The sequence below is a fragment of the Pseudomonas sp. SP16.1 genome (assembly GCF_052682975.1).
Genome location: NZ_JBQYFZ010000001.1, coordinates 4374604 through 4399374, shown reverse-complemented (window position 1 = coordinate 4399374; position 24771 = coordinate 4374604). Strand labels below are relative to the sequence as shown.

General features: G+C 65.2%; 24 protein-coding genes. All 24 read left to right on the top strand.

The genetic code is table 11. The features are described 5' to 3' along the window. The first annotated feature begins 13 nt into the window (after positions 1–13). From tssB to ACUTAF_RS20645, 24 genes are read left to right on the top strand one after another with little or no spacing between them, the layout of a single operon-like run. Positions 14–520: a type VI secretion system contractile sheath small subunit gene (tssB, locus tag ACUTAF_RS20760; RefSeq protein ID WP_445581736.1), complete on the top strand. Its 507-nt coding sequence runs from the start codon at positions 14–16 to the stop codon at positions 518–520. A gap of 25 nt (positions 521–545) precedes the next feature. Then, complete coding sequence (gene tssC / locus ACUTAF_RS20755) at positions 546–2024, top strand: type VI secretion system contractile sheath large subunit (protein ID WP_445581735.1); 1479 nt, start codon at positions 546–548, stop codon at positions 2022–2024. A 6-nt stretch (positions 2025–2030) separates the two neighbouring features. Then, positions 2031–2456, top strand: coding sequence for a type VI secretion system baseplate subunit TssE (gene tssE / locus ACUTAF_RS20750; protein WP_445581734.1), 426 nt, complete (start codon positions 2031–2033; stop codon positions 2454–2456). Beyond that, on the top strand, positions 2446–2955 hold the full coding sequence (locus ACUTAF_RS20745; protein WP_445581733.1) for a PAAR domain-containing protein: 510 nt from the start codon (positions 2446–2448) through the stop codon (positions 2953–2955). The genes tssE and ACUTAF_RS20745 overlap by 11 nt, the downstream gene beginning before the upstream one ends. A 2-nt stretch (positions 2956–2957) precedes the next feature. Then, a complete protein-coding gene (locus tag ACUTAF_RS20740) occupies positions 2958–3710 on the top strand; it encodes an alpha/beta hydrolase (RefSeq protein WP_143509313.1) in 753 nt (250 codons plus the stop codon). After that, entirely contained in the window at positions 3710–4015 is a 306-nt protein-coding gene (locus ACUTAF_RS20735) for a hypothetical protein (RefSeq protein ID WP_143509314.1), read from the top strand. The genes ACUTAF_RS20740 and ACUTAF_RS20735 overlap by 1 nt, the downstream gene beginning before the upstream one ends. 2 nt (positions 4016–4017) lie before the next feature. Further along, positions 4018–4404: a hypothetical protein gene (locus ACUTAF_RS20730; RefSeq protein ID WP_143509315.1), complete on the top strand. Its 387-nt coding sequence runs from the start codon at positions 4018–4020 to the stop codon at positions 4402–4404. Then, positions 4404–4817, top strand: coding sequence for a hypothetical protein (locus ACUTAF_RS20725; protein ID WP_445581732.1), 414 nt, complete (start codon positions 4404–4406; stop codon positions 4815–4817). The genes ACUTAF_RS20730 and ACUTAF_RS20725 overlap by 1 nt, the downstream gene beginning before the upstream one ends. Continuing rightward, the gene (locus ACUTAF_RS20720) at positions 4814–5074 is read left to right on the top strand and encodes a hypothetical protein (RefSeq protein ID WP_143509316.1); all 261 of its coding nucleotides are present in this window, start codon (positions 4814–4816) and stop codon (positions 5072–5074) included. Before ACUTAF_RS20725 ends, ACUTAF_RS20720 begins: the two co-directional genes overlap by 4 nt. Continuing rightward, on the top strand, positions 5074–5583 hold the full coding sequence (locus tag ACUTAF_RS20715; RefSeq protein WP_445581731.1) for a hypothetical protein: 510 nt from the start codon (positions 5074–5076) through the stop codon (positions 5581–5583). The genes ACUTAF_RS20720 and ACUTAF_RS20715 overlap by 1 nt, the downstream gene beginning before the upstream one ends. Beyond that, positions 5583–7373 (top strand): type VI secretion system baseplate subunit TssF, encoded by a 1791-nt coding sequence (tssF, locus tag ACUTAF_RS20710; RefSeq protein ID WP_445581730.1) that lies wholly within the window; start codon positions 5583–5585, stop codon positions 7371–7373. The genes ACUTAF_RS20715 and tssF overlap by 1 nt, the downstream gene beginning before the upstream one ends. Next, positions 7337–8344: a type VI secretion system baseplate subunit TssG gene (tssG, locus tag ACUTAF_RS20705; protein ID WP_445581729.1), complete on the top strand. Its 1008-nt coding sequence runs from the start codon at positions 7337–7339 to the stop codon at positions 8342–8344. The genes tssF and tssG overlap by 37 nt, the downstream gene beginning before the upstream one ends. Before the next feature lie 11 nt (positions 8345–8355). Continuing rightward, the gene (gene tssH, locus ACUTAF_RS20700) at positions 8356–10956 is read left to right on the top strand and encodes a type VI secretion system ATPase TssH (protein WP_445581728.1); all 2601 of its coding nucleotides are present in this window, start codon (positions 8356–8358) and stop codon (positions 10954–10956) included. Positions 10957–10966: 10 nt separating this feature from the next. Further along, positions 10967–12481 carry a sigma-54-dependent Fis family transcriptional regulator gene (locus ACUTAF_RS20695; RefSeq protein ID WP_445581727.1) on the top strand — a complete coding sequence of 505 codons (1515 nt, stop codon included), beginning with the start codon at positions 10967–10969 and terminating at the stop codon, positions 12479–12481. 11 nt (positions 12482–12492) lie between these two features. Further along, positions 12493–12882: a DUF805 domain-containing protein gene (locus ACUTAF_RS20690; RefSeq protein ID WP_397498079.1), complete on the top strand. Its 390-nt coding sequence runs from the start codon at positions 12493–12495 to the stop codon at positions 12880–12882. Positions 12883–12919: 37 nt separating this feature from the next. Continuing rightward, the gene (locus tag ACUTAF_RS20685) at positions 12920–13054 is read left to right on the top strand and encodes a hypothetical protein (protein ID WP_011920432.1); all 135 of its coding nucleotides are present in this window, start codon (positions 12920–12922) and stop codon (positions 13052–13054) included. A 20-nt stretch (positions 13055–13074) separates the two neighbouring features. After that, on the top strand, positions 13075–14271 hold the full coding sequence (tagH, locus tag ACUTAF_RS20680; RefSeq protein WP_445581726.1) for a type VI secretion system-associated FHA domain protein TagH: 1197 nt from the start codon (positions 13075–13077) through the stop codon (positions 14269–14271). Positions 14272–14276: 5 nt separating this feature from the next. After that, positions 14277–14759, top strand: a complete 483-nt coding sequence (gene tssJ / locus ACUTAF_RS20675) for a type VI secretion system lipoprotein TssJ (RefSeq protein ID WP_445581725.1) — start codon at positions 14277–14279, stop codon at positions 14757–14759. Further along, positions 14756–16087 carry a type VI secretion system baseplate subunit TssK gene (gene tssK / locus ACUTAF_RS20670; protein WP_003242080.1) on the top strand — a complete coding sequence of 444 codons (1332 nt, stop codon included), beginning with the start codon at positions 14756–14758 and terminating at the stop codon, positions 16085–16087. Before tssJ ends, tssK begins: the two co-directional genes overlap by 4 nt. Positions 16088–16089: 2 nt before the next feature. After that, positions 16090–16971 (top strand): type IVB secretion system protein IcmH/DotU, encoded by an 882-nt coding sequence (icmH, locus tag ACUTAF_RS20665; protein WP_445581724.1) that lies wholly within the window; start codon positions 16090–16092, stop codon positions 16969–16971. Next, positions 16968–20507 carry a type VI secretion system membrane subunit TssM gene (gene tssM, locus ACUTAF_RS20660; protein WP_445581723.1) on the top strand — a complete coding sequence of 1180 codons (3540 nt, stop codon included), beginning with the start codon at positions 16968–16970 and terminating at the stop codon, positions 20505–20507. Before icmH ends, tssM begins: the two co-directional genes overlap by 4 nt. Continuing rightward, positions 20507–21235 (top strand): PP2C family protein-serine/threonine phosphatase, encoded by a 729-nt coding sequence (locus ACUTAF_RS20655; RefSeq protein ID WP_445581722.1) that lies wholly within the window; start codon positions 20507–20509, stop codon positions 21233–21235. The genes tssM and ACUTAF_RS20655 overlap by 1 nt, the downstream gene beginning before the upstream one ends. Continuing rightward, positions 21232–22203 (top strand): serine/threonine-protein kinase, encoded by a 972-nt coding sequence (locus ACUTAF_RS20650; RefSeq protein ID WP_445581721.1) that lies wholly within the window; start codon positions 21232–21234, stop codon positions 22201–22203. The genes ACUTAF_RS20655 and ACUTAF_RS20650 overlap by 4 nt, the downstream gene beginning before the upstream one ends. A gap of 24 nt (positions 22204–22227) precedes the next feature. Then, positions 22228–24765, top strand: a complete 2538-nt coding sequence (locus ACUTAF_RS20645) for a type VI secretion system Vgr family protein (RefSeq protein ID WP_445581720.1) — start codon at positions 22228–22230, stop codon at positions 24763–24765. The last annotated feature ends 6 nt before the right edge of the window (positions 24766–24771 follow it).

Sequence of the window (24771 nt, the reverse complement as noted above, 5' to 3'; positions counted from 1 at the left end):
AAGGAGAAAACCCATGGCCAAAGAAGGCTCGGTAGCCCCCAAGGAACGCATCAACGTCACCTTCAAACCCGCCACCGGCGGCGCCCAGGAAGAAATCGAACTGCCCCTGAAGCTCATGGTGCTCGGCGATTTCACCCAGCGTGCCGACGATCGCAAGATCGAAGACCGCAAGCCCATCAGCATCGACAAGAACAGCTTCGACGAGGTGCTGGCCAAGCAGGAACTGAACCTGACCTTCGCCGTGCCGAACCGTCTGCAGGACGAGCAGGAAGGTGACGAGCTGGCCGTGCAGCTGCGCATCAACTCGATGAAGGACTTCAACCCCGCCAACCTGGTCGAGCAGGTACCGGAGCTGAAGAAGCTGATGGAACTGCGCGACGCCCTGGTCGCCCTGAAAGGCCCGCTGGGCAACGCCCCGGCCTTCCGCAAGGCGATCGAGAGCGTGCTTTCCGACGACGACTCGCGCGACCGCGTGCTCGGCGAACTGGGCCTGGCCGCCCAAGACAAACTGGATTCCTGATTTTCACTGACAAGGACGCATATTCATGAGCACGACTAGCGCAGCCGTAGAAAGCAGCCACAGCGCCGCCGAACTCGGCATCCTCGACCGCATCATCGCCGAGACCAAGCTGACTCCGGACGACGAGGCCTACGACATCGCCAAGCGTGGCGTGTCGGCCTTCATCGAAGAGCTGCTCAAGCCGCAGAACGAAAACGAGCCGGTGAAGAAGGCCATGGTCGACCGCATGATCGCGGAGATCGACGCCAAGCTCAGCCGGCAGATGGACGAAATCCTCCACCACGAGCAGTTCCAGGCCCTGGAATCCTCCTGGCGCGGCCTCAAGCTGTTGGTGGATCGCACCAACTTCCGCGAGAACATCAAGCTGGAGATCCTCAACGCCTCCAAGCAGGATCTGCTCGATGACTTCGAAGACAGCCCGGAAATCGTGCAGTCCGGCCTGTACAAGCACATCTACACCGCCGAGTACGGCCAGTTCGGCGGCCAGCCGGTCGGCGCCCTGATCGCCAACTACTTCTTCGACCCGAGCGCCCCGGACGTCAAGACCCTGCAGTACGTCGCCTCGGTGGCCTGCATGTCCCATGCGCCGTTCATCGCCGCCGCCGGCCCGAAATTCTTCGGCCTGGAGACCTTCACCGGCCTGCCGGACCTGAAGGACCTCAAGGATCACTTCGAAGGCCCGCAGTTCACCAAGTGGCAGAGCTTCCGCGAGCAGGAAGACGCCCGCTACGTCGGCCTGACCGTACCGCGCTTCCTGCTGCGCAACCCGTACGACCCGGAAGACAACCCGGTCAAGACCTTCGTCTACAAGGAAAACGTGGCCAACAGCCACGAGCACTACCTGTGGGGCAACACCGCCTACGCCTTCGCCAGCCGTCTGACCGACAGCTTCGCCAAGTTCCGTTGGTGCCCGAACATCATCGGCCCGCAGAGCGGTGGCGCGGTGGAAGACCTGCCGCTGCACCACTTCGAGAGCATGGGCGAGATCGAGACCAAGATCCCCACCGAGGTGCTGGTTTCCGACCGTCGCGAGTACGAGCTGGCCGAGGAAGGCTTTATCGCCCTGACCATGCGCAAGGGCAGCGACAACGCCGCGTTCTTCTCCGCCAACTCGGCGCAGAAGCCGAAGTTCTTCGGCATCAGCGAAGAAGGCAAAACCGCCGAGCTGAACTACAAGCTGGGCACCCAGCTGCCGTACATGTTCATCGTCAACCGTCTGGCCCACTACCTGAAAGTGCTGCAGCGCGAGCAGATCGGCGCCTGGAAGGAGCGTACCGACCTCGAGCTGGAACTGAACAAGTGGATCCGCCAGTACGTCGCCGACCAGGAGAACCCCAGCTCCGAAGTGCGTAGCCGCCGTCCGCTGCGCGCCGCCCAGGTCATCGTCAGCGATGTCGAAGGCGAGCCGGGCTGGTACCGCGTCAGCCTGAACGTGCGCCCGCACTTCAAGTACATGGGTGCCGACTTCACCCTGTCGCTGGTCGGCAAGCTGGACAAGGAGTAAGCAGCCATGGCCTACGGCAGCCTGTTCGAGCGCCTCGGTGGCGAGGCCGGCCAACGTGCCGGCTGGAGCCGCGAGGTCGCCGCCACGGCCTCGGTGGCTGCCCATCTGGCCAAGATGCTCAGCACCCGTGCGGGCAGCGTGCAGACGCTGCCCGACTACGGGTTGCCCGATTTGAACGATATGCGTCTGTCGCTGCACGACTCGCTGCAGCAGGCGCGTATCGCCATCGAACGCTTTATCGAAGCGTACGAACCGAGACTGACCCAGGTGCGGGTGATTTCCCTGCCGCGCACCCATGACCCATTGCGTCAGGCCTTCGCCATCGACGCCATGTTGGAAATGGACGGTATCAAGCGCCAGGTCAGTTTCTCCGCGAGCCTGGATGGCAGCGGTCAGGTCAACGTTAACCCAGGAGCCTCACATGTCCGGTAAACCCGCCGCCCGCCTGAGCGACCCCACCGCCTGCCCGATTCCCGGTCACGGCACCAACCCGATCGCCGCCGGCTCGCCCGACGTGCTGTTCGACAGCCTGCCGGCTGCGCGCATGGGTGACCCTTCCGCCTGCGGCGGCGCCATGGCCGGCGCGGTGATTCCCACCGTGCTGATCAACGGCAAGCCGGCGGCGGTGGTGGGCTCGGTGGGTAGCCATGGCAATGTGGTGATTGGGGGATCGGGGACGGTGATTATTGGCAATACGCATACGCCGCCGGAGTTTGTTCCGCCGATACCAATGCTAACCGCGGGTTTTGACCAGCAATTCGTTTTGACTGACGAAGCAGGAAGTCCTATTGCGGGCCGCCACTATATTTTGGTCAGGGCGGATGGCCGGCAAGAAACGGGAGTCACCGACAGTCAAGGGTTGACTCACCGAGTTGCCCGACACGATCAGGTAGAACTGATCGATATCTATATCAGTGCCGAGGATGCGTGACCATGGGCGCTGATGTTATTGAGATTGATGGCCGGCTCTATAAGAGGGTGGCCACAGAACAGAGTACTTCAATCCAAGACCGGGGGCCGCGAACAGTTACTGTCGATACAGGGCTCACGGTCTATCTTGGGGGCGCTGGCATGACGGGTGGATATATCCATGACCAAGTGAACTCCCTGAAGGCCGTGGGTATTTCGGGTTCAGTAGTAGGTAGAAATACTGAAGGTCAGTACGTGGATGCCCTGGCGGGAGTAACTAAACATCGCACTCGAATAAAAACAATCAATGGAATGGGGAATACTGGGCCTTATGTTGCGGAAGCAGATTGGAGCCTGAGCTCGCTCAATGTGAGTCATGCTTTGCCACGAGTGGGGCAGTTCAATTTGATTGGTTATTCTTTTGGGTCGTTAGTGGCTGCTCAGTCTGCACTTTATTATGCCGACAAAGGTCGGTCTATCGACCACCTAGTGCTTATTGGTTCTCCTATTTCGCAGGAAATGCTTAATGAGTCCAGGCAGCATCCAAACATCAAGAATGTTATCGTTCTTGATTTGAAGGATCATGGTGATCCAATTTACGCAGGGATGTCGCTTGTTGAATTGGTGGGAAGCTCAACCTTACTGATGACGCAGATGAATGACTCTACTAGCCGCCAAGAGGGCGTTGGACATTTCTATTACGGGATTGATGGGGAGTCGGGTAAGCAGAGGCGACTTGAGCTGGCGAGGTATCTTTATGACAAGGGATTGCGCTGATGAGCAGTGCTACAAAAGCAATGATCCTGATTGTTGTGGCTGTAATCTTGATTGCACCATTTGCAGTGTTTGAAGCCTATATCGTTTTTAGGTATGGCTATGCGGAGCCTTACAGCTATCTATTCTCCATTCCCCTGGGAATGATTTCGTATTTCTTGATTCAGTTCGCAATTGGCTATGGCGTGGTAAAGGGTTGGGCGAGTTGCAAGATGTCAAGAAATTATCCGCTAATGCTTATATGGTTGATTAGTGTTTTGGTGCTTTGGGCATTTCCCCATTTCTTTCCGGGCGAGAACATCCTTTAGATATGGAGACTCTGGATCAGTCGTTAGAGACGAAGGCGATCTATCCGGAGCAGTCTGGAAAAGGTCGCGGCACGTTTCGTTATGTGCTCCTGTTACTGGCGTTGATGATGCTAATAGTGACATTCAATTCACCAACAAGCGTTTGGCCTGTTGATTTTGATTTTTTCGGCTATCGAATTCATGGCAATTTATTTTATTGGCTGTTTATGGTCGGTATCGTTGCTTATATTCCCTTGGCTATAGGTGGGGGAGGGTTGTTTCTTTATGATTTGATAAAGTTGTTTCAGAGTAAGCGGCGGCGTCAGGTGATTAATCTTGTGGTTTCTTCGGCAATAATTTTTGCGGCGCTATATGGCTTCAATAGTTGGGTTTTTGAGGAAATATTTTGATGGGTGTCGGGGATGTGAGTGCTCGGGAACATATTCGGGGACAGACCCCGACCCCTCCTTCCGATTTCTCGGGGACCGCAAATCGTGGCCTGTCCCTTATTACTCTCATTGTGCTGAGTGTTTTGCTGTTTTCAAACGCTTTTAGCAACAGCTTGATGTTGCTGATGGATCGCGTGAATTTTCTGCCTGCGGAAACATCGATCTTTACGTTCAATCCCTACGTCATTAACGAAGGTTCAAGTGCATATTGGATCTACGGCGAGGACGGCAACAACTACTACCACTTCACCTATGAAGAGGGCCGTGAGTATCTGCTGATGAGCAAGGATCAGTTCTGTCCCGGCTTCAAGGAAGACGATGTCATGACATGGTGTGATGCCAGAGCAAAGAGCATTTCGGGAGACAACGAATGAATCTCCGAAAAGCCTCTTCAGAGCAGGCGCCATCCAATCCCTGGGAGGTGTTCCCGGATGTGGATGCCGAAGGCCTTGGCAGTCTGCAAGGCAATCTTGAGCACTGGTGGCAGTACTGCTGGTGGCCCCACTGGCAATCGCTGACTCGAGAGCAGCGCGAAGAGTGGTTGCAAGACCCCGCCCATCCAGAAGCCTGGCGTGAATACGTGCAATTGCAGGATGCCTTTGCCAGCAACGACACGGAGTCCCCTGTCTGATGTCTTTCCATCACCCCTGCCAGTCCGAGTTTTCTCTTCAAGGGAAGATGGGCATTTCTCTCATGCTCGCCGCTTTCTTGGCTCTGGGTGCCTGCGTCCCCTATCCACACTCGGTGACCCGAAACCCTGCCATCGAGGGTCGTGTGCTGTCTGCCGAAACGGGGCAGCCCGTGATGGGCGCCAAAATTGAGCTGGAAATCGGCAGCGACGAATTCTGGGGCGATGAAACGGTCAGCGACGCCGAAGGCCGTTTCGCCTTTGCCGAACAACGCGACTATCGCCTGGTTGCCCTGCTGGCCGATGCGCCACGCTGCTGGACCAGGCTTTCGGTCAGTGCCCCCGGTTATCACACGCGTCGCTGTGGCTGGATCAGCATGCAAGGGTGTTCGTCAGAACCGATGGCGCTGCCGCATCTGGTCCTGCAGCCGGAGCGTCACGCCAACCTCGAAGAAGAGGCGCCAGATGACCTCTGGCATTGCATCGAATCGGCCATGGAGAAGGCCAACTAATGTCTTTCAACCACTACTACCAAAGCGAACTCACCGCCCTGCGCCAATTGGGCAAGCGCTTCGCCGAGCGCAGCCCGGCGCTGGCGCCGTTCCTCGGCCAGGCCGGGCGCGATCCGGATGTCGAGCGCCTGCTCGAAGGCTTCGCCTTCCTCACTGGGCGTCTGCGGCAGAAGCTCGACGACGAGCTGCCGGAGCTGACCCATTCGCTGATGCACCTGCTGTGGCCGAACTACATGCGTCCGCTGCCGGCCTTCAGCATGCTGCAGTTCGACCCGCTGACCCGCCCCGGTCCGGCGTTGCCGGTCAAGCGCGGTACGCCGGTGGAGGCCAAGGCCATCGAGGGCGTCACCTGCCGCTTTCGCACCTGCTACCCCACCGAGGTGTTGCCGCTGGCGCTGAACGGCCTGGACTACTCGGTCAAGGGCGACGGCGCACTGCTCAGCCTGCGTCTGGGCATGAGCGCCGACGGCCATATCGGCGAGATCGGCCTGAACAAGCTGCGCCTGCACCTGGCCGGCGAGCGTTATATCGGCCAGATGCTCTACCTGGCGCTGCTGCGCAACCTCGGCGGCATCCAGCTGGTGCTGCTCGATGCGGCCGGCAAGCCCATGCAGGATGCCTTCGGCCAGTCCCTCGGCACCCTGCAGCTCAAGCCCGAGCAGGTACAGCCGGTGGGCTTCGCCGAGGACGAGGCGCTAATTCCCTACCCGCTCAACACCTTCCGCGGCTACCGCTACCTGCAGGAATACTTCGCCTTCCAGGACAAGTTCCTCTTCGTCGACCTGCTCGGCCTGGATGCCATCCACGGCCTGCCCGAGGATCTGCTCAAGCAGGCGCGCGGTCTGGAGCTGCGCTTCGATATCCACAAGGCCGGGGTGCAGCGCATCCGCCCGACCCTGGAAAACGTACGCCTGTACTGCACGCCGGTGGTCAACCTGTTCCAGCACGACGCCATCCCGATCCGCCTCGACGGCAAGCAGGACCAGTACCTGCTGCTGCCGGCCGAATTCGACGCGCAGCACTGCGGCGTGTTCTCGGTGGACCGCGTCACCGGCTGGAAGCCGGGTGGCATGGGCTACGAGGAGTACGTGCCGTTCGAGTCGTTCGAGCACGACCCCAGCTTCGACGTGCCGGTGGCGCGCCCGCACTACAGCGTGCGTCAGCAGCCGTCGATGCTCGGCGACGGCCTGGAGACCTGGCTCAGCTTCGGCCTGCGCAACCTCGACCAGCACGAGACGCTGTCCATCGAGCTGACCTGCACCAACCAGAATCTGCCGCGTCAGCTGAGCCTGGGCGATATCTGCCTGCCCAGCGAGGACACCCCGGATTTTCTCAGCTTCCGCAATATCAGCGCCGTTACACCCAGTTATGCGCCGCCGCTGCACCGCGACTTCCTCTGGAAGCTGATTTCCAACATGTCGCTGAACTACCTGTCGCTGGCCGACGTCGAGGCGCTCAAGGTGATCCTCGAGACTTACGACCTGCCGCGCTACTACGACCAGCACGCCGAGCGTGTCAGCAAGCGCCTGCTCGGTGGCCTCAAGAGCATCGGCCACCGCCATGTCGACCGCCTGCATCGCGGCCTGCCGGTGCGCGGCGTGCGCACCGAACTGACCATGAACCCGGAAGGCTACCTGGGCGAGGGCGACCTGTTCCTCTTCGCCTCGGTACTCAATGAGTTTTTCGCCCTCTACGCCAGCCTCAACAGCTATCACGAGCTGCACGTACAGAGCACACAGGGAGAGTTGTACAAATGGACGCCACGCATGGGGCAGCAGCCCCTGCTCTGAACCGGCTCAGCCGGGGTATCCGCGAGTACAGCCTGTTCCAGGCCGTACAGCTGGTGCTGGAGCGCCTCAAGGTCGCCCATCCGCAACTGGATGAGGAGCGCCTGTACGAGTACCTGGAATTCCAGGCCAACCCGAGCCTGGGTTTCCCCGGCAGCGATATCGATCGCGTGCAGTTCTTCGAGGAGCACGGCGAGCTGCGCGCGCGCATGCGCGTCAATCTGGTCGGCCTGTTCGGCGGCGGCTCGCCGTTGCCGGCCTTCTACAGCGAGCAGGCCCTGGGCGACAGCGAGGACGGCAACCCGACCCGCGACTTCCTCGACCTGTTCAACAACCGTCTGCAGCGCCTGTTGCTGCCGATCTGGCAGAAGTACCGCTACCGCGCCAGCTTCCAGAGCGGGGCGATGGATGCCTTCTCGGCGCACCTGTTCGCCCTGATCGGCCTGGGCAGCGAGCAGATCCGCCAGGCCCAGGAGCTGAACTGGAAGCGCCTGCTGCCCTACCTCGGTCTGCTCAGCCTGCGCGCTCATTCGGCGGCGCTGATCGAGTCGGTGCTGCGTTACTACTTCAAGCACGCCGAGCTGTTCATCGAGCAGTGCCTGGAACGCCAGGTGGTGGTGCTGGAAGAACAGCGCAACCGCCTCGGCCGTGCCAACAGCCTGCTCGGCGAAGACACCGTGCTCGGAGAGCGCGTGCGCGACCGCGGCGGCAAGTTCCGCATCCACGTGCGCCAGCTGGGCTGGACGCGCTTTCACGAGTTCCTGCCGATCGGCACGGGTTACCAGCCGCTCTGTGCGCTGGTGCGCTTCACCCTGCGCGATCCGCTGGACTACGACATCCGCCTGGAGCTGCGTCAGGACGAAATCCGCGACCTGCGCATCGGTGAAGGCAACCCCTGCCTGCTGGGCTGGACGACCTGGCTCGGCCGTGAGAACGCCGACGGTCTGGTCACCCTCGGCAGCAAGATTCATTAAGGACAGATGAAATGATCAACGTCGACCTGCAACAACTGGTTCAAGCCCTGGACGCCGCGAGCAAGCGCGACCTGGAGATGGCCGCCGAACGCTGCGTGGTGCGCGGCGGTAACAAGATCCTCGTCGAAGACCTGCTGCTGGGCCTCCTCGAGCGCCCGGAGAGCCTGCTGGCGCGTGCCCTGCAGGATGCCGAGATCGATGCCGGCGAGCTGGCCCAGGCGTTGCAGCCGCGCGGCGAGCACAGCGAGTCGCGCAACCCGGTATTTTCTGCCGAGCTGGTGCAGTGGCTGCAGGACGCCCTGCTGGTGGCCAACCTGGAGCTGGGCGCCAGCCAGATCGACCAGGCCGCGCTGATCCTCGCCCTGCTGCGCAATCCCATGCGCTACGCCGGCAGCCGTTATCAGACGCTGCTGAGCAAGCTCAATGCCGAGCGTCTGCGCGACTTCGCCCTCAGCCAGCAGCAGACGCAGCCATCCGGCAAGCCGGCGGCCGGCGGCGAGTCCAATCTGGCGCGCTTTACCCACAACTTCACCCAGCAGGCCCGTGACGGCAAGCTCGACCCGGTGCTGTGCCGCGACGGCGCGATCCGCCAGATGGTCGATATCCTCGCCCGCCGGCGCAAGAACAACCCTATCGTGGTCGGCGAGGCTGGCGTGGGCAAGACCGCCATCGTCGAGGGCCTGGCCCTGCGCATCGCCACCGGCGAGGTGCCGCAGGTGCTCAAAGGCGTCGAGCTGCTGTGCCTGGACCTCGGCCTGCTGCAGGCCGGCGCCAGCGTCAAGGGCGAGTTCGAGCGCCGCCTGCAGGGCGTGATCGACGAGGTCAAGGCCTCGCCCAAGCCGATCATCCTGTTTATCGACGAGGCCCATACGTTGATCGGGGCTGGTGGACAGGCCGGCAGCGGCGATGCCGCCAACCTGCTCAAGCCGGCCCTGGCCCGTGGCGAGCTGCGCACCATCGCCGCCACCACCTGGAGCGAATACAAGAAATACTTCGAGAAGGACCCGGCCCTGGCCCGTCGCTTCCAGCCGGTGCAACTGCACGAGCCGACCGTCGACGAGGCGGTGACCATCCTCCGCGGCCTGGCGCCGGTGTACGAGAAGAGCCACGGCATCTACCTGCGCGACGACGCCGTGGTCGCCGCCGCCGAACTGTCGGCGCGCTACCTGGCCGGCCGTCAGTTGCCGGACAAGGCGGTGGACGTGCTCGACACCGCCTGCGCCCGCGTGCGCATCAGCCTGGCTGCTGCGCCCGAGGCGCTGGAGCGTCTGCGCGGCGAGATCGCCGAGGGCGAGCGCCAGGGCGAGGCCATGCGCCGCGACCTGGACGCCGGCCTGGCCATCGAAGGCGAGGCGCTGGACGCCCTGGAAACCCGCCTGGTCGCCGCCCGCGCCGAGCTGGAGCAGGTGGAAACCCGCTGGGCGATCCAGCGCGACCTGGCCGAGCGCCTGCTCGAGCAGCGCAAGCTGTGCGCCGCGGCGCGTCTTGCTGGCGACGCAGAGGAAACCGACGAGCCGCGTGCGAGCCTGGAACAACTGGAAGCCGAACTGCGCGCCCTCCAGGCCGAGCTGGCCGCGGCTCAGGCCAGTGAGCGCCTGGTCAGCTTCGAGGTCTGCCCGCGCCTGGTGGCCGAGGTGATCAGCCACTGGACCGGCGTGCCGCTGAGCCAGCTGGCGCGCGAGCACAACACCAAGGTCATCACCTTTGCCGACGACCTGCGCCAGCGCGTGCGCGGCCAGGAGCAGGCGATCCAGGCGCTGGACAAGGCCATGCGCGCCACCGCCGCCGGCCTCAACCGGCCCGATGCGCCGGTGGGCGTTTTCCTCTTGGTCGGCCCCAGCGGCGTCGGCAAGACCGAGACCGCCCTGGCCCTGGCCGATCTGCTGTACGGCGGCGAGCGCTTCCTCACCGTGATCAACATGTCCGAGTTCCAGGAAAAACACACCGTATCGCGCCTGATCGGCGCGCCGCCCGGCTACGTCGGCTACGGCGAAGGCGGCATGCTCACCGAGGCGGTGCGGCAGAAGCCCTACTCGGTGATCCTCCTCGACGAGGTGGAGAAGGCCGACCCGGACGTGATGAACGTCTTCTACCAGATCTTCGACAAGGGCGTGGCCAACGACGGCGAAGGGCGCGAGATCAACTTCCGCAACTGCCTGATCCTGATGACCAGCAACCTGGCCAGCGAGCGCATCGCCAGCCTCTGCGCCGGCGGCGCGCGCCCGGCCGCCGAGGACCTGGAACTGGCCATCCGCCCGCAACTGACCCAGCACTTCAAGCCGGCCCTGCTCGGCCGTATGCGCGTGGTGCCCTACTACCCCATGGACGGCGACCTGCTGCGCCAGCTGGTCGGCCTCAAGCTGGCCCGTTTCGGCGAGCGCCTGGCCCGTCGCCAGCTCGCCTTCAGCCACTGCGACGGCCTGGTCGAGCACCTGGCCGAGCGCTGCACCCATGGCGACAGCGGCGCTCGTCTGATCGACCACCTGATCGAGCAGCACCTGCAGCCGCTGGTGGTCGACCGCCTGCTCGATGCCATGGCCGCCGGCGAGAGCCTGCAGCGCGTGCACGCCACCCTGGACGCCGATTCGGCGGTGACCTGCGAGTTCGCCTGAGGTGCTGCCGATGTTCGCCGAAGTCCCGCAACCGCTGCGTTACGCCGAAGCCCTGCTCGGCCGCTACGCCACGCTGGCTGGCGCCGCCAGCGGCGAGCGCCTGCTCGCCGAGCTGGTGCGCGCCGCCGCCGAGCTGGCCGACTGCGCCCTGGGCCAGCTGTATCTGCTGGATCACACCAATACCCGCCTGATGATGAGCGCGGAGTGGCTCGACGGCCTGCTGCAACCGCGCCAGGCGGCCAGCCTGCCGAGCGACTACGACGGTGAACAGCTGCTGCAGTACTGCCTGTGCCAGAACCAGGTGCTGTGTATCGATGAGCTGGACAGCGCCCTGCACAGCATCGCCTGCCTGCCGGAGGGCAAGGGCGCCTGGCGCAGCCTGTTGTGCCTGCCGCTGCACGACGGCGCCGGCCATACCCGCGGCCTGCTGCTGGTGGCCAGCCATGAGCGGCGCAGCCTGCAGGGTTTCGCCGCCTCCTTCGCCCAGCTCGGCCGTTTCGCCCTGGCCCAGCTGCAACTGCTGCAGCGCCTACGTGCTCCAGAGACCCCTGAGCCGGCTTCGCCCGCTCCGGGTACACCCTGCGCCAGCGGTTACGGCCTGCTCGGCCAGAGTCAGGCCATGCGCCGCGTCTACCAGCTGATCGGCAAGGTGCTGCACAGCCCGGTCAGTGTGCTGCTCACCGGCGAGACCGGTACCGGCAAGGAGCTGGTCGCCCGCGCCATCCACGATTGCGGCGCGCGGCGCAGCAAGGCGTTCATCGTGCAGAACTGCGCAGCATTGCCGGAGAACCTGCTGGAGAGCGAGCTGTTCGGCTACCGCCGCGGCGCCTTCACCGGTGCCGACCGCGACAAGCCGGGCCTGTTCGATGCCGCCGATGGCGGCACCCTGTTCCTCGACGAGATCGGCGACATGCCGCTGACCCTGCAAGCCAAGCTGCTGCGCGTGCTGCAGGAGGGCGAAGTGCGTCCCCTGGGCTGCAGCGAGACGCACAAGGTGGACGTGCGCATCGTCGCGGCCACCCACCAGGAACTGCGCAAACGTGTCGAGGAAGGCCGCTTCCGCGAAGACCTGTTTTATCGCCTGTCGCATTTCCCCATCGAGCTGCCGCCGCTGCGCGAGCGCGACGAAGACATCCTGCTGCTCGCCCGCCACTTCGCCAGCACCGCCAGTGGCCTGCTGCAGCGCGACGCCTGCCGCTGGAGCGATGCCGCCCTGGAGCACCTGGCCGGCTACGCCTTCCCCGGCAACGTGCGCGAGCTCAAAGGCCTGGTCGAGCGCGCGGTGCTGCTGTGCGAAGGCGGCGAGCTGCTGCCCGAGCACTTCAACCTGGAACACACGCAGAACCCCGATAGCGCGCCGCTAAGCCTGCGCGAGCGCATGGACCGGCTCGAACGCAACCTGCTGCTCGACTGCCTGCGCAAGAACCGCGGCAACCAGACCAATGCTGCCAACGAGCTGGGCCTGCCCCGGCGCACCCTGCTGTACCGCATGCAACGGCTGAAGATCAGCCCGAGCGAAGTGTGATGGGAGATGCCATGAAGAATTTACTGGGCCGTGTAGCGTCATTCGTGCTGGAGCCAATGATCTCCAGCGGACGAATTGGGCGAATTAAATATCTGCTGCTCCATGTGTGGAGCGCCTGGCCACTTTTCCTAGCTATGGCCTTCAGCGACAAGAACTCTCCGTTGTGGGTGCAGTACGTGCTCTCGGCTCTTGTCGTTTTCGGTCTCATCTATTGGTGGGTGGCCATGCTGACTGCAGGTATTCGTCGCCTGCATGACCTGGGCCGGAGCGGCTACTGGGTGCTGCTGATCAATCTGATCTGGCCGCTGCTGCTGATCTGGCCCGGACAACGCCAGGCCAATCGCTACGGTCCTCCCGTGTTGAAACGTTCCGCTGCCACGCATATGGCCGGAGCGGCCTGACATGTTCACCTTCACCTCTCTCCAAGGAGCGCATTCCATGCTGCATCGCTATCGGACCGCCGCCCTGCTGGCCCTGGCCCTCGTCCTGGCCGGCTGCACCGGCAACTACAAGTTCAGCGACGACCAATACCGCCCGCTGGGCGATCCGCAAGCCGAGAAGCGCGGCCACTGACCGCGAGGAGCACAGTCACCATGGAACTGGTATTCGAGATGGTCAGCGCACAGCAGTTCGTGCCGGGGCTGCTGACCAGCAAGACCTTCAAACAGGCCGGCGGCGTGATCGGCCGCGCCGAGGATTGCGACTGGGTGATCCCCGATCGCAAGCGCATCCTCTCCAGCCGCCACGCCGAGGTCAGCTATCGCGATGGCGCGTTCTTTCTCACCGACACCAGCAGCAACGGCGTCGCCCTCAAGGACAGCGGCGCCAGCCTGGCCAAGGGTCGCCCGCAGCGTATCGAGCACGGCAGCGTGTACTGCCTGGGCGACTTCGAGATTCGCGCGCGGCTGGTGCGCGACCCGGCCATGTTCGAGGGCGATATCGGCCTGCCGCAGGCCGCCGGCAGCATCATTCCCGACGACGCCTTCCTCGATCTCGACCCGCTCACCGCGCTGGAGCAGCAGGAGCGGGTCTACGCCGAGGTGGACGACCTGACCGCCGTGCTGCGCCCCAGCACCGCCCAGGCGCAGCAGCGCGACTACGCGCAGATCGACGAGGAAAACCTGCTGGTGCCCGAACTGGTGGTGCCGACACCGGCGCCGCAGCCGAAACCCGCGCCGGAGCCCGAGCGCCTGCCGCCGAGCTTCTGGGAGAAGTTCGCCGATGCCCTCGGCGTGCGCCTCGACGATCTCGACGACGATGCCCGCGAAGCGCTGGCGCTCAACGCCGCCAAGCTGCTCAGGCAGAGCGTCGGCAGCCTGCAGCAGGCCCTGCGCACGCGCGGCGAGCTGAAGAACGAGCTGCGCCTGGCCCTGACCACCGTGCAGGGCGCCGGCAACAACCCGCTCAAGCACGGACTCGACAGCGGTGAAACGCTGAGCGCCCTGCTGCGTGGCGGCAAACCCGGCCAGTTGCCCGCCGAGCAGGCCATCAGCCGTGGCTTTCGCGACCTGCAGGCGCACCAGGTGGCGCTGCTCGCCGCCAGCCGCGCGGCGGTCAAGGGCATGTTCGAGCAGTTCGCCCCGGAGCAATTGACGATGCGCTTCGAACGCAACGGCCGTAAGCCGCTGCTCGCCACCGCCGGCAGCCGCTGGCGCGCCTACCGCCGCCTGCATGGAGAGCTTGCGCAGAACGACGACTGGAGCGAGCGTCTGTTCACCCGCGATTTCGCCAGCGCCTACGAAGAGCAGGTCCGCCTGATCGCCACCCTCAATACCGACCTTCAAGGATGATGCCCATGCCTCGCCTGCTTTCCCTCGCCTGCATCGCCGCGCTGCTGAGCCTCGCCGGCTGCGCGGCGCTGTCGCCCTACTCGCACATGACCAAGCTGGACCTGAGCCTGGCCGGCAGCGACCAGCTCAACCCCGATCTCAACGGCCGCCCCTCGCCCATCGTGGTGCGCCTGATGGAGCTCAGGCACCCGGTGGCCTTCGAGAACGCCGATTTCTTCTCCCTCTACCAGCGCCCCAAGGAGGCCCTGGCCCCTGACCTGGTGACCCAGGAAGAACTGGAGCTGCGCCCGGGCGAGACCCGTGAGCTGAAGGTGTCGGTGCAGGAAGGCAGCCGCTACGTCGGCGTGCTCGCCGCCTACCGCGACCTGCCGGAAGCCAACTGGCGCTACGTCATCGCCATCGACGAACAGCAGCGCAACCAGGCGCGCCTGAGCCTAGACGAGCTCGGCATTCGCAACCTCGATGACGCCGGGGAGCAGGATCAATGAGCCAGCATAAAGTCATCTGGCAGGAAGGCATGCTGCTGCGCCCGCAGCACTTCCAGCAGAACGATCGCTACTTCGAGCACCAGCTCAAGGTGCGCACGCAGAAACTGGACAGCTACGCCTGGGGCTTCTTCGAACTGGAGATCGACCGCCAGTTCCTCAACATGGGCAAGCTGGTGGTGAGCAAGGCCAGCGGCGTGCTGCCCGACGGCAGCCTGTTCGATCTGGGCGCCGAGCGCGAGCCGCTGGGCCTGGACGTGCCGCCGAATACCGGCAACACCCCGGTGTACCTGGCGCTGCCGCTGGTCACCGGCAACCATATCGAGAGCCGCCGTCCGGAGCAGAAGGACGTGCTGGCGCGCTACGTCGCCTTCGACGAGGAAGTCGCCGACTGCAACGCCGGCGACAGCAGCCACAGCCAGGTCAGCACCGGCCGCCCGGATTTCCGCCTGCTGCTCGGCGAGCAGCAGAGCGACCAGGCCTATGTGAAGCTCAAGCTGTGCGAGGTGCTCGACACCACGCCGGACGGGGTGATCAGCCTCGATCCCGAGTTCAGCCCGACCTACGTCAACTTCCAGGCCTCCGGCTACCTGCTGAGCTGCCTCAAGGAAGTGATCAGCATGCTCGCCCACCGCGGCGACATCCTCGCCGAGCGCATCCGCGCCACCGGCAAGGTGGGCGGTGCCGAGGTCGGCGATTTCATGATGCTGCAGCTGATCAACCGCTACGAGCCGATCCTGCGTCACCACCTGGGCGTCGAGCAGGTGCATCCGGAGCAGATCTACCGCGAGCTGGTCGGCCTGCTCGGCGAGCTGGCGACCTTCTCCAGCGAGACCAAGCGCCCGCGCCTGGAAGGCCGCTACCTGCACAGCGACCAGGGCATGAGCTTCCGCAAGCTGATGGACGCGATCCGCCAGGTGCTGTCGATGGTGCTCGAGCAGCACGCCATCGAGATGCTCCTGCAGCAGCGCCAGTACGGCATCCAGGTGTCGCCGCTGCACGACCACAAGCTGCTCGGCACCTCCAGCTTCGTGCTCGCCGCCAGCGCCCAGTGCGACTCCGAGGAGCTGCGCCAGCGCCTGCCGGCACACCTCAAGGTCGGCCCGGTGGAGCGCATCCGCCAGCTGGTCAACCTGCACCTGCCGGGAATCAAGGTCAAACCGCTGCCGGTGGCGCCGCGGCAGATCCCCTTCCATTCGGGCAAGACCTACTTCGCCTTGGAGCTCAGCTCCGAGGAACTGGCGCAGCTGGAACGCTCCGGCGGCTTCGCCTTCCACGTGTCCGGCGAGTTCTCCGGGCTTGAGCTGAAATTCTGGGCGATCAGGAACTGACGATGACCACCAAGGAAATGGAATACGGCCAGGATGACAAGACCGTCATCCTCAACCGCAAGGGCGAAGCCCGCGCCGAAAGCCCGCTGACCGACTTCAGCGCGCCGCCGAAATTCGAGCAGCTGGAAGAACGCATGATCTTCGCCGCGCGCCTGCGCCCGGCTGAGAGCTTCAACATCAGCCTCAACCCGCTGGTGGCCGCGGCCTCCGCGCTGCTCTCGGAAGTGGTGCGGCTCAAGCACAGCTTCGAAAGCGAGGACCTGGACGCCCTCAACCAGCGCCTGACCCGCGAGATCAAGCTGTTCGAACACCGCGCTCTGCACGACGGCGCGGAAAGCAGCCAGGTGATGGCCGCGCGTTACGTGCTGTGCACCGTGGTCGACGAGGCCGTGGTGACCACGCCCTGGGGCAACGAGAGCCAGTGGTCGCAGATGAGCCTGCTGTCGTCCTTCCACAACGAGACCTTCGGCGGCGAGAAGTTCTTCCAGCTGCTCGAGCGCCTGTCGCGCAACCCGGTCAAGCACCTGCCGATGCTGGAGCTGATGTACCTGTGCCTGTCGCTCGGTTTCGAGGGCAAGTACCGCGTGCTGCCGCGCGGCATGCTCGAGCTGGAAGCGGTGCGCGACAGCCTCTATCGGCAGATCCGTCAGCTGCGCGGCGACGTGCCGCGCGAAGTCTCGCCGCACTGGCAGGGCCTGAAGGACAGCCGCCGGCGCCTGGTGCGCATCGTGCCGTGGTGGCTGGTGGCGCTGTTCACCCTGATGTGCCTGGTGATGATGTATGCCGGTTTCGCCTGGGTGCTCGGCGAGCAGCGCGACACCGTCCTCAAGCCGTATCAGCAACTCGACCCGGCCTCGGGTGTCAGCATGGATGACGTGAAATGAAGAGCTTCTTCGCCAAATTGGGCGCCTTTTTTCGCAAGACCTGGGTCTGGAGCCTGCTGCTGGTGCTGGTCCTCGCCCTGCTGGTGTGGTTCGCCGGCCCGCTGCTGGCGGTCGACGACCATAAGTTCTGGGAGTCGGCCACCAGCCGCCTGCTGACCATCAGCCTGCTGTTCCTGCTCTGGGGCCTGGCCATGGTGTTCGCCAGCTGGCGCGCCACCGCACGCAAGAAGGCCGAGGAGAACGACGCCGAGGCGCAGGAGCGCCTGCGCCGTGAGGAGCAGATCGGCGAGGAGCAGAATGAGCTGCGCCACCGCTTCAAGGACGCCCTGCGCACCCTCAAGCGCTCCAGCCTGTACCGCGGGCGCAGCGAGAAGTGGCGCAACGATCTGCCCTGGTACCTGCTGCTCGGCCCGCAGGGCAGCGGCAAGACCAGCCTGCTGGACTTCTCCGGCCTGGACTTCCCGCTCAACCGCGGCGACAGCCAGCGCCTGACCAAGGACGTCTCCGGCACCCGTTATGCCGACTGGTACTTCGCCGATCACGCCGTGCTGATCGACACCGCCGGGCGCTACCTGACCCAGCCCGACGCGCAGGTCGACGGCCGCGCCTGGGGCACCCTGCTCGGCCTGCTGCGCCAGCGCCGCGCGCGCCCGCTCAACGGCGTGCTGGTGAGCATTCCGGTCGAGCAGCTGCAGGGCGGCAGCGAGGTGGAGCTGGAAACCCTGGCCCGCCAGACCCGCCAGCGCCTGCACGAGATCCATCAGCGCCTGGGCGCCGACGTGCCGGTCTACCTGGTGCTGAGCAAGGCCGACAAGGTGCTGGGCTTCGACGAGTTCTTCGACCAGCTGTCGCGCGAGGAGAGCGAGCAGGTGCTCGGCGCCAGCTTCCGCAAGGAGCAGAACGCCAGCGACGTGGCCGTGGTGCGCCAGGAGTTCGAAGAACTGCTGCGCCGCCTCAACAGCCAGGTGATCCTGCGCATGCACCAGGAGCGCGATACCCAGCGTCGTGGTCGCATCCTCGACTTCCCGCACCAGCTCGGCCAGATCGGCGAGCGCCTGTGCCTGTTTATCGAGCTGGCCTTCGCCGGCAACCGCTACCAGCGCGCCAGCAAGCTGCGCGGCTTCTACCTGACCAGCGCGCCGCAGCTCAACGAACAGCTCGACCCGCTGACCGCCGGTATCGGCCGCAACCTCGGCCTGGCCGGCAGCGCGTTGCCGACCTTCCGCAGCGGTCGCGCGCGCTTCATCAACCACCTGCTCAGCCGGGTGATCTTCCCCGAGGCGGAGCTGGCCGGGCTCGACCAGAAGGAAGTGCGCCGTATCGACTGGGGCCAGCGCGCCATGTACGCCACCGCCTTCGCCGTGCTGGCGCTGTTCGGCGTGCTCTGGGCCAGCGGCTTCTCGGCCAACCACGGGCGTCTGGAACAGCTGCGCGAGATCGCTCAGAAGCTCACCCGCGAACACCAGGCGATCAACCCGCAGGACGACGCCCTGCAGACCCTCAAGGCGCTGGACAGCAGCTACGCCGCGACCCTGGTGTTCCCGCCCAAGGGCGAGGTGTCCTACCTGCAGCGCAGCGGCCTGTTCCAGGGCGAGGCGGTCAATCCGCCGCTGTATTCGACCTACCGCGCCGAGCTGGAAAACCTGCTGCTGCCACGTGTGGCCCGTCAACTGGAGGCGCAGATCCGCGCCAACCTCGGCGACCGCGAGCGTCTGCTCGGCAGCTTGCGCGCCTACCTGATGCTCAACCTGGAGGAGCGCCGCGACGCCGCCTTCCTCAAGGAGTGGGTGGCCGCCGACTGGTCGCTGCGCTACGCCGGCAACAGCCCGGCGCAGCATGGCCTGAACACCCATTTCGCCCGCCTGCTCGACGAGCCGTTCGCGCCCTATGCGCTCAACGCCCAGCTGGTCGCCCAGGCGCGCCAGGTGCTGCGCAGCGAGTCGCTGGCGGCCGTGGTCTACCGCATGCTGCGCGAACAGGCGCGCAGCCTGCCGGACTACCGCCTGAGCCAGAAACTCGGCCCGCAGGCCGGGCTGATTGTCGGCAGCGACTACGCCATCCCCGGCTTCTATACCCAGGCCGGCTACAGCAAGACCTTCACCGCCCAGGGTGGCAACCTGGTGCGCGAGATTCTGCGTGACAACTGGGTGCTGGGCGAGGGCGAGACCCTCAGCGCCGGCGACCTCGGCCGCCTGATGGTGGAGCTGGAGCAGCTGTACTTCCGCGATTACGGCAACTACTGGGGCGAGGCCATCGCCCAGCTCAGCCTGGAGCCGATCGGCAGCGCCGGCCGTGGCGCCGCCCTGCTCGGCGGCCTGACCGCGGCCAATTCGCCGCTGCTGCAGCTGCTGGTGGAGGTGCGCGACAACACCCGCTTCAAGGGCCTGGCCGAGGCCGCCGATGACGCCGGTGCCGCCGCCGAGGCGCTGGAGGGCGCCAAGGGCAAGCTGGGCAAGGCCGCCAAGCTGGCCAGCGCCGCCGCCGAACAGACGCAGCAGGCGCTCGCCAAGAACACCCCGGACACCGCGCGCAAGACCCTGGAACGCCGCTTCGAGAGTCTGCACAAGTTGCTCGACGACAATGGCGGTGCCGGCGTCGAACTGGCCGCCAGCCTGCAGGCGCTGGACGAACTGCAGCGTCAACTGGCCAGCCTGGCCAATGCTGGTGCCAGCGACCAGGCCGCGTTCGAGATGGCCAAGGCGCGCATGGCCGGCAAGCGTGACGCGATCAACCAGGTGCGCAGCGCCGCCGCGCGCCTGCCGCAGCCGGTGGGCAACTGGCTGGCGCTGCTGGCCGAGGACAGCTGGACCCTGGTGCTCAATGACGCCTACCACTTCCTCAACCAGCGCTATCAGAGCGAGCTGTACGCCGCCTACGACAACTCGCTGAAGCAGCGTTATCCATTCAGCGCGCACAGCGAGAGCGACGTGGCAGTGGCGGATTTCCGCGAGTTCTTCAAGGCTCAGGGCATCGCCGAGCGCTTCTTCGACCAGTACCTGCGTCCCTTCGTCAGCGGCAGCGCCGATGAATACCGCCTGCGCCGCGTCGATGGCCGCGGCCTGCCGCTGTCGCGCGAGTTCCTCCTGCAGATGAGCCGCGCCCAGGTGATCCGCCGCAGCTTCTTCGCCGAGAACCCGGCCGAGCCGCAGGTGCTGTTCAAGCTCGAGCCCTACTCGCTGGACTCCAGTCTGAGTCGCGCCGACTTCCGCTTCGGCCAGCAGCAGCTGGAATATCGCCACGGCCCGATCGTCGCCACCGCCTTCCGCTGGCCGGCCGCGGCCGAGGAGGACCGCACCAGCCTGGTGGTCGAGGAGCTCGGCGGTCGCCGCGTCGGCATCGAGAAGAACACCGGCCCCTGGTCGCTGTTCCGCCTGCTCGACCTGATGGACGTCGACTACCACAGCGGCCGCGACGTGCTGATCCTCAAGGCCGACCTGGGCGGCCTGCACGCCAACTACCTGCTGCACAGCCAGCGCTCGCCGAACCCGTTCGACATCGGCCTGCTGCGCAGCTTCAAGCTGCCGGCGACGCTCTGATGCCGGCAGTCGTCAACGCCTGGCGCAGCGCCGCGCGCACCGACACCGGCAAGGTGCGCGCGCGCAACGAGGACGCCTTCCTGGCCCTGCCCGAGCAGGGCCTGTGGGTGGTGGCCGACGGCATGGGCGGGCACCAGAACGGCGCCCTGGCCAGCCGCCTGATCGTCGAGCAGCTGGCCGAGCTGGCGCAGGGCAGCCTGGAGCAGCGCCTGGTGGCGCTGCGGCAGGCGCTGCACCGGCTCAATCATCGCCTCGGCCAGGAGCTGACGGTGACCGCCGATCGCCCGGATACGCTGATCGGCAGCACCGTGGTCGCCCTGCTGCTCGACGGCGACCGCGCCGCCTGCGTCTGGGCCGGCGACAGCCGCTGCTACCTGTGGCGCGGCGCGCGTCTGTATCAGCTCAGCCGCGATCATTCGCTGGTGCAGCAACTGATCGACGAACAGGGCCTGACGCCGCAGGAGGCAGCGCGCCATCCGGCGGCGCATGCCCTGACCCGCGCCATCGGCGCCAGCGAGACGCTGCAGCTGGACATCCTCGAACTCGACGTACTACCCGGCGACGTCTTCCTGCTGTGCAGCGACGGCCTCTACCAGGGCGTTTCCGCCGACGAGCTGGGCGCCTGCCTCAACCTGCCCTCGCCGCACCTGGCCGTGGAGCGCCTGTTCCAGCGCGTGCTCGACGGCCCGGCCCGTGACAACCTCAGTGCCGTGGTGATCCGCCAATGATCGAAGCCGCCGAAGCCAGCGACCTCACCTATTTCGCCCTGGCCGCCACCGCCGCCAAGGAGCCTGTGCGCGAAACGCCGCGCCAGGCCCCCGGCGAGCTGCCGGAGGTGCTCGGCGGCCGCTACCGGATCGAGCGTCTGCTCGGCGTCGGCGGCATGGGCGCGGTGTACCGTGCGCGCGACCTGCTGCGCGAACAGTTCGGCGACCCCGAGCCCTATGTCGCGCTGAAGACCCTGAGCGACGACTTCGCCGAATACCCGGACGCCAACGCCCTGCTCTACAGCGAGTTCGCCCTCACCGCGCGGCTCAGCCACCCCAACGTGGTGCGCCTGTTCGGTTTCGAGGTGGACATTCCCAGCCAGCGCGCCTTCATCACCCTGGAACTGCTGCGCGGCCTGACCCTCGATCAGCTGCTCTGCGAACGCCCCGAGGGCCTACCCTGGGACGAGCTGCGCGGTATCGCCGTCCCGCTGCTCGAAGCCCTGTGCTATTCGCACCAGTTGGGCGTGCTGCATGGGGATCTCAAGCCGAGCAATGTGATGCTGGCCGAAGACGGCCTGCGCCTGTTCGACTATGGTCTCGGCCAGCCCGTGGAGGGCCTGCTGCCCGGCCTGCCGCGCCTGTGCCGCAGCCGCATCGCCGCCTGGACACCGCGCTACGCCGCGCTGGAGCTGCTCGAAGGCGCGCCGCTGTCGGCGGCTGCCGACGTCTATGCGGCGGCCTGCGTGCTGGTCGAACTGGCCAGCGGGCAACACCCGTTTCGCCGCCTCAGCGCCAAGCAGGCCAAGAGCATGGAACTGGACAAGCAGCTGCAGCGCCCGACGCAGGTGCCGCTGCACTGCTGGCAGGCCCTGCGCACGGCCCTCGCCTTCGACGAAAGCCAGCGGCAGATCGGCTGCGGCGAACTGCTCGAGGCGTTTCGCCGGCCGCCGGCTTCGCGCCTGCAGCGCTGGCTGGGCAAGGCATAAGGACTCAATCGAAAGGATACGCACATGTTCAACCCGGCCAACGAAACCCATTTCAGCCTGACCATCGAAGGCGTCGAGCACGATCTGCAGGTGCTCGAATTCAACGGCCGTGAGGCCATCAGCCAGCCCTATCGCTTCGACGTCGAGCTGATCAGCGAACGCCCGGATCTCGATCTGGCCAGCCTGCTGCATCAGCGCGCCTTCCTCGCCTTCAGCCCGGGCGGCGACGGCATCCACGGCCTGATCCACCGCGCTGAACAGGGCGAGTCCGGCAAGCGCCTGACCCGCTATCGCCTGGCCATCGTGCCGCAGCTCGCCTACTTGGCGCACCGCACCAACCAGCGCATCCTCCAGCACCTGACGGTGCCGCAGATCGTCGCCCAGGTGCTGGAAGAACACGGCATCGCCCTTGGCGGTTACCGGTTCCAGCTCGGCCCCGGCGTCTACCCCCAGCGCGACTACTGCGTGCAGTACGACGAGAGCGACCTGCACTTCGTCCAGCGCCTGTGCGAGGAGGAAGGCATCCACTACCACTTCCGCCATAGCGCAAGCGGCCACGTGCTGTGCTTCGGCGACGACCAGACCGCCTTCGCCAAGCTCGGCCAGCCCACACCCTATATCCAGGACAGCGGCATGACCGCCGACGATCCGGTGATCAAGCGCCTGGCCCTGCGCCTGGAAACCCGCACCCGCAGCACCACCCGCCGCGACTACGACTTCGAGCAGCCGCGCCTGCTGCTGGAGGCCACTTACCAGGGCGAGCAGGCCGGCGAGAACGATGGCCTGCCCGATCTGCAGGACTACGACTACCCCGGCCGCTACACCGACCGCACCCGCGGCAAGCACCTGGCCAAGCGCGCCCTGGAGCGCCACCGCGCCGACTACCAGCAGCTGGAAGGCCAGAGCGACCAGCCAAGGCTGGTCACCGGGCACCTGCTGGAAATCTCCGAACACCCGCGCCGCGAATGGAACGACCTGTGGCTGCTCACCGAAGTGCTGCACGAGGGCAAGCAACCGCAGGTGCTGGAGGAGTCGATTACCAGTGATCTACGCGGGTCGACCCCCTCGCCCCTCCGGGGAGAGGGCTGGGGAGACGACTACAGGGATGTAGGAGTTAGAGCGACGCAGGATGCCAAAGCCGAGGGGGAAAAGGACGACGCCGACTTCACCCAAGGCTACCGCAACCGTTTCCTCGCCACGCCCTGGGATGTGCCCTTCCGACCGCCCCTGGCCCATCCCAAACCCCGCGTGCTGGGTAGCCAGACCGCCGTGGTCACCGGTCCCGATAACGAAGAGATCCACTGCGACCAATACGGCCGGGTCAAGGTGCAATTCTTCTGGGATCGCGACGGCCAGGCCGACGACAAGACCAGCTGCTGGCTGCGCGTCAGCTCCAGTTGGGCCGGTGATCGCTACGGCGCCATCACCATCCCGCGCATCGGCATGGAAGTGCTGGTCACCTTCCTCGAAGGCGACCCCGACCAGCCCTTGGTCACCGGCTGCCTGTACCACGCCGAGCATGTGGTGCCCTACGAGCTGCCGGCGAACAAGACCCGCAGCGTCTTCAAGACCCTGAGCAGCCCCGGCGGTGGCGGCTACAACGAACTGCGCATCGAAGACCGCAAGGGCGCCGAGCAGATCTACATCCACGCCCAGCGCGACTGGGACGAGAACATCGAACACGACCAGAAGATCCGCGTCGGCAACGAACGCCACGACACGGTGGAGGCCAACAGCTACACCGAGCTGATGGCCGAAGAACACCTCACTGTCACCGCCGAGCGCAAGGTGGAAGTCAAACCGCAGGATCACCTGACGGTGGGCACCGACCAGCACATCAAACTCGGCACCGCCCAACTGACCAACGCCGGCCGCGAGATACATCTGAAGGCCGGGCAGAAGATGGTCATCGAAGCCGGCATCGAGCTGACCATCAAAGCCGGCGGCAGCTTTATCAAACTCGACCCCGGCGGCATCACCATCTCCGGCCCGCTGGCCAGGATCAACGCCGGCGGCTCGCCGGGCAAGGGCTCGGGGATCAAGATCAAGCCGCCGGTGCTGCCGGACGCAGCTGACAGCGACAGGGCGGGGAGTTTGTTGGAGCAGGCGCTGGCGAATGCCCTTTCCAAGTCTCGTCCTGTGGACCCGCGCGAGTACCGGTTCGACATTCGTCTGCAGGATATTCCCGGAGACGAGGGGTTTCCCTTGGCATACGCCCCGTGGAGTATTGAACAGGGGGATGATGGCAATGTTGTGCTTGAGGGAGAGGCTGATTCTGATGGCCGGGTAGTGCTGGATGACACTCAGCAGAAGCAGCTAGCCAAAATCTACGCGAAGGCACCCAAGAGCCTTTGGCTCACTTACCCCGGCCAGCGGATAGCCCTGCGGGTTCATCTGGAGCAACAGGGTTGGGACAGTGAGCGTTATGCCCTGGGCGCTATGGACTTCAAAAGTTGCGTCAGTCGCGATGCCATGGGCAATGCGCTGCTGGAAAAAGAGCGTAGCCAGCAGGATAGCCAGTGCACCAGCGATCTCTATACCCACCTGCAATCCAAGGAATGATTGGCC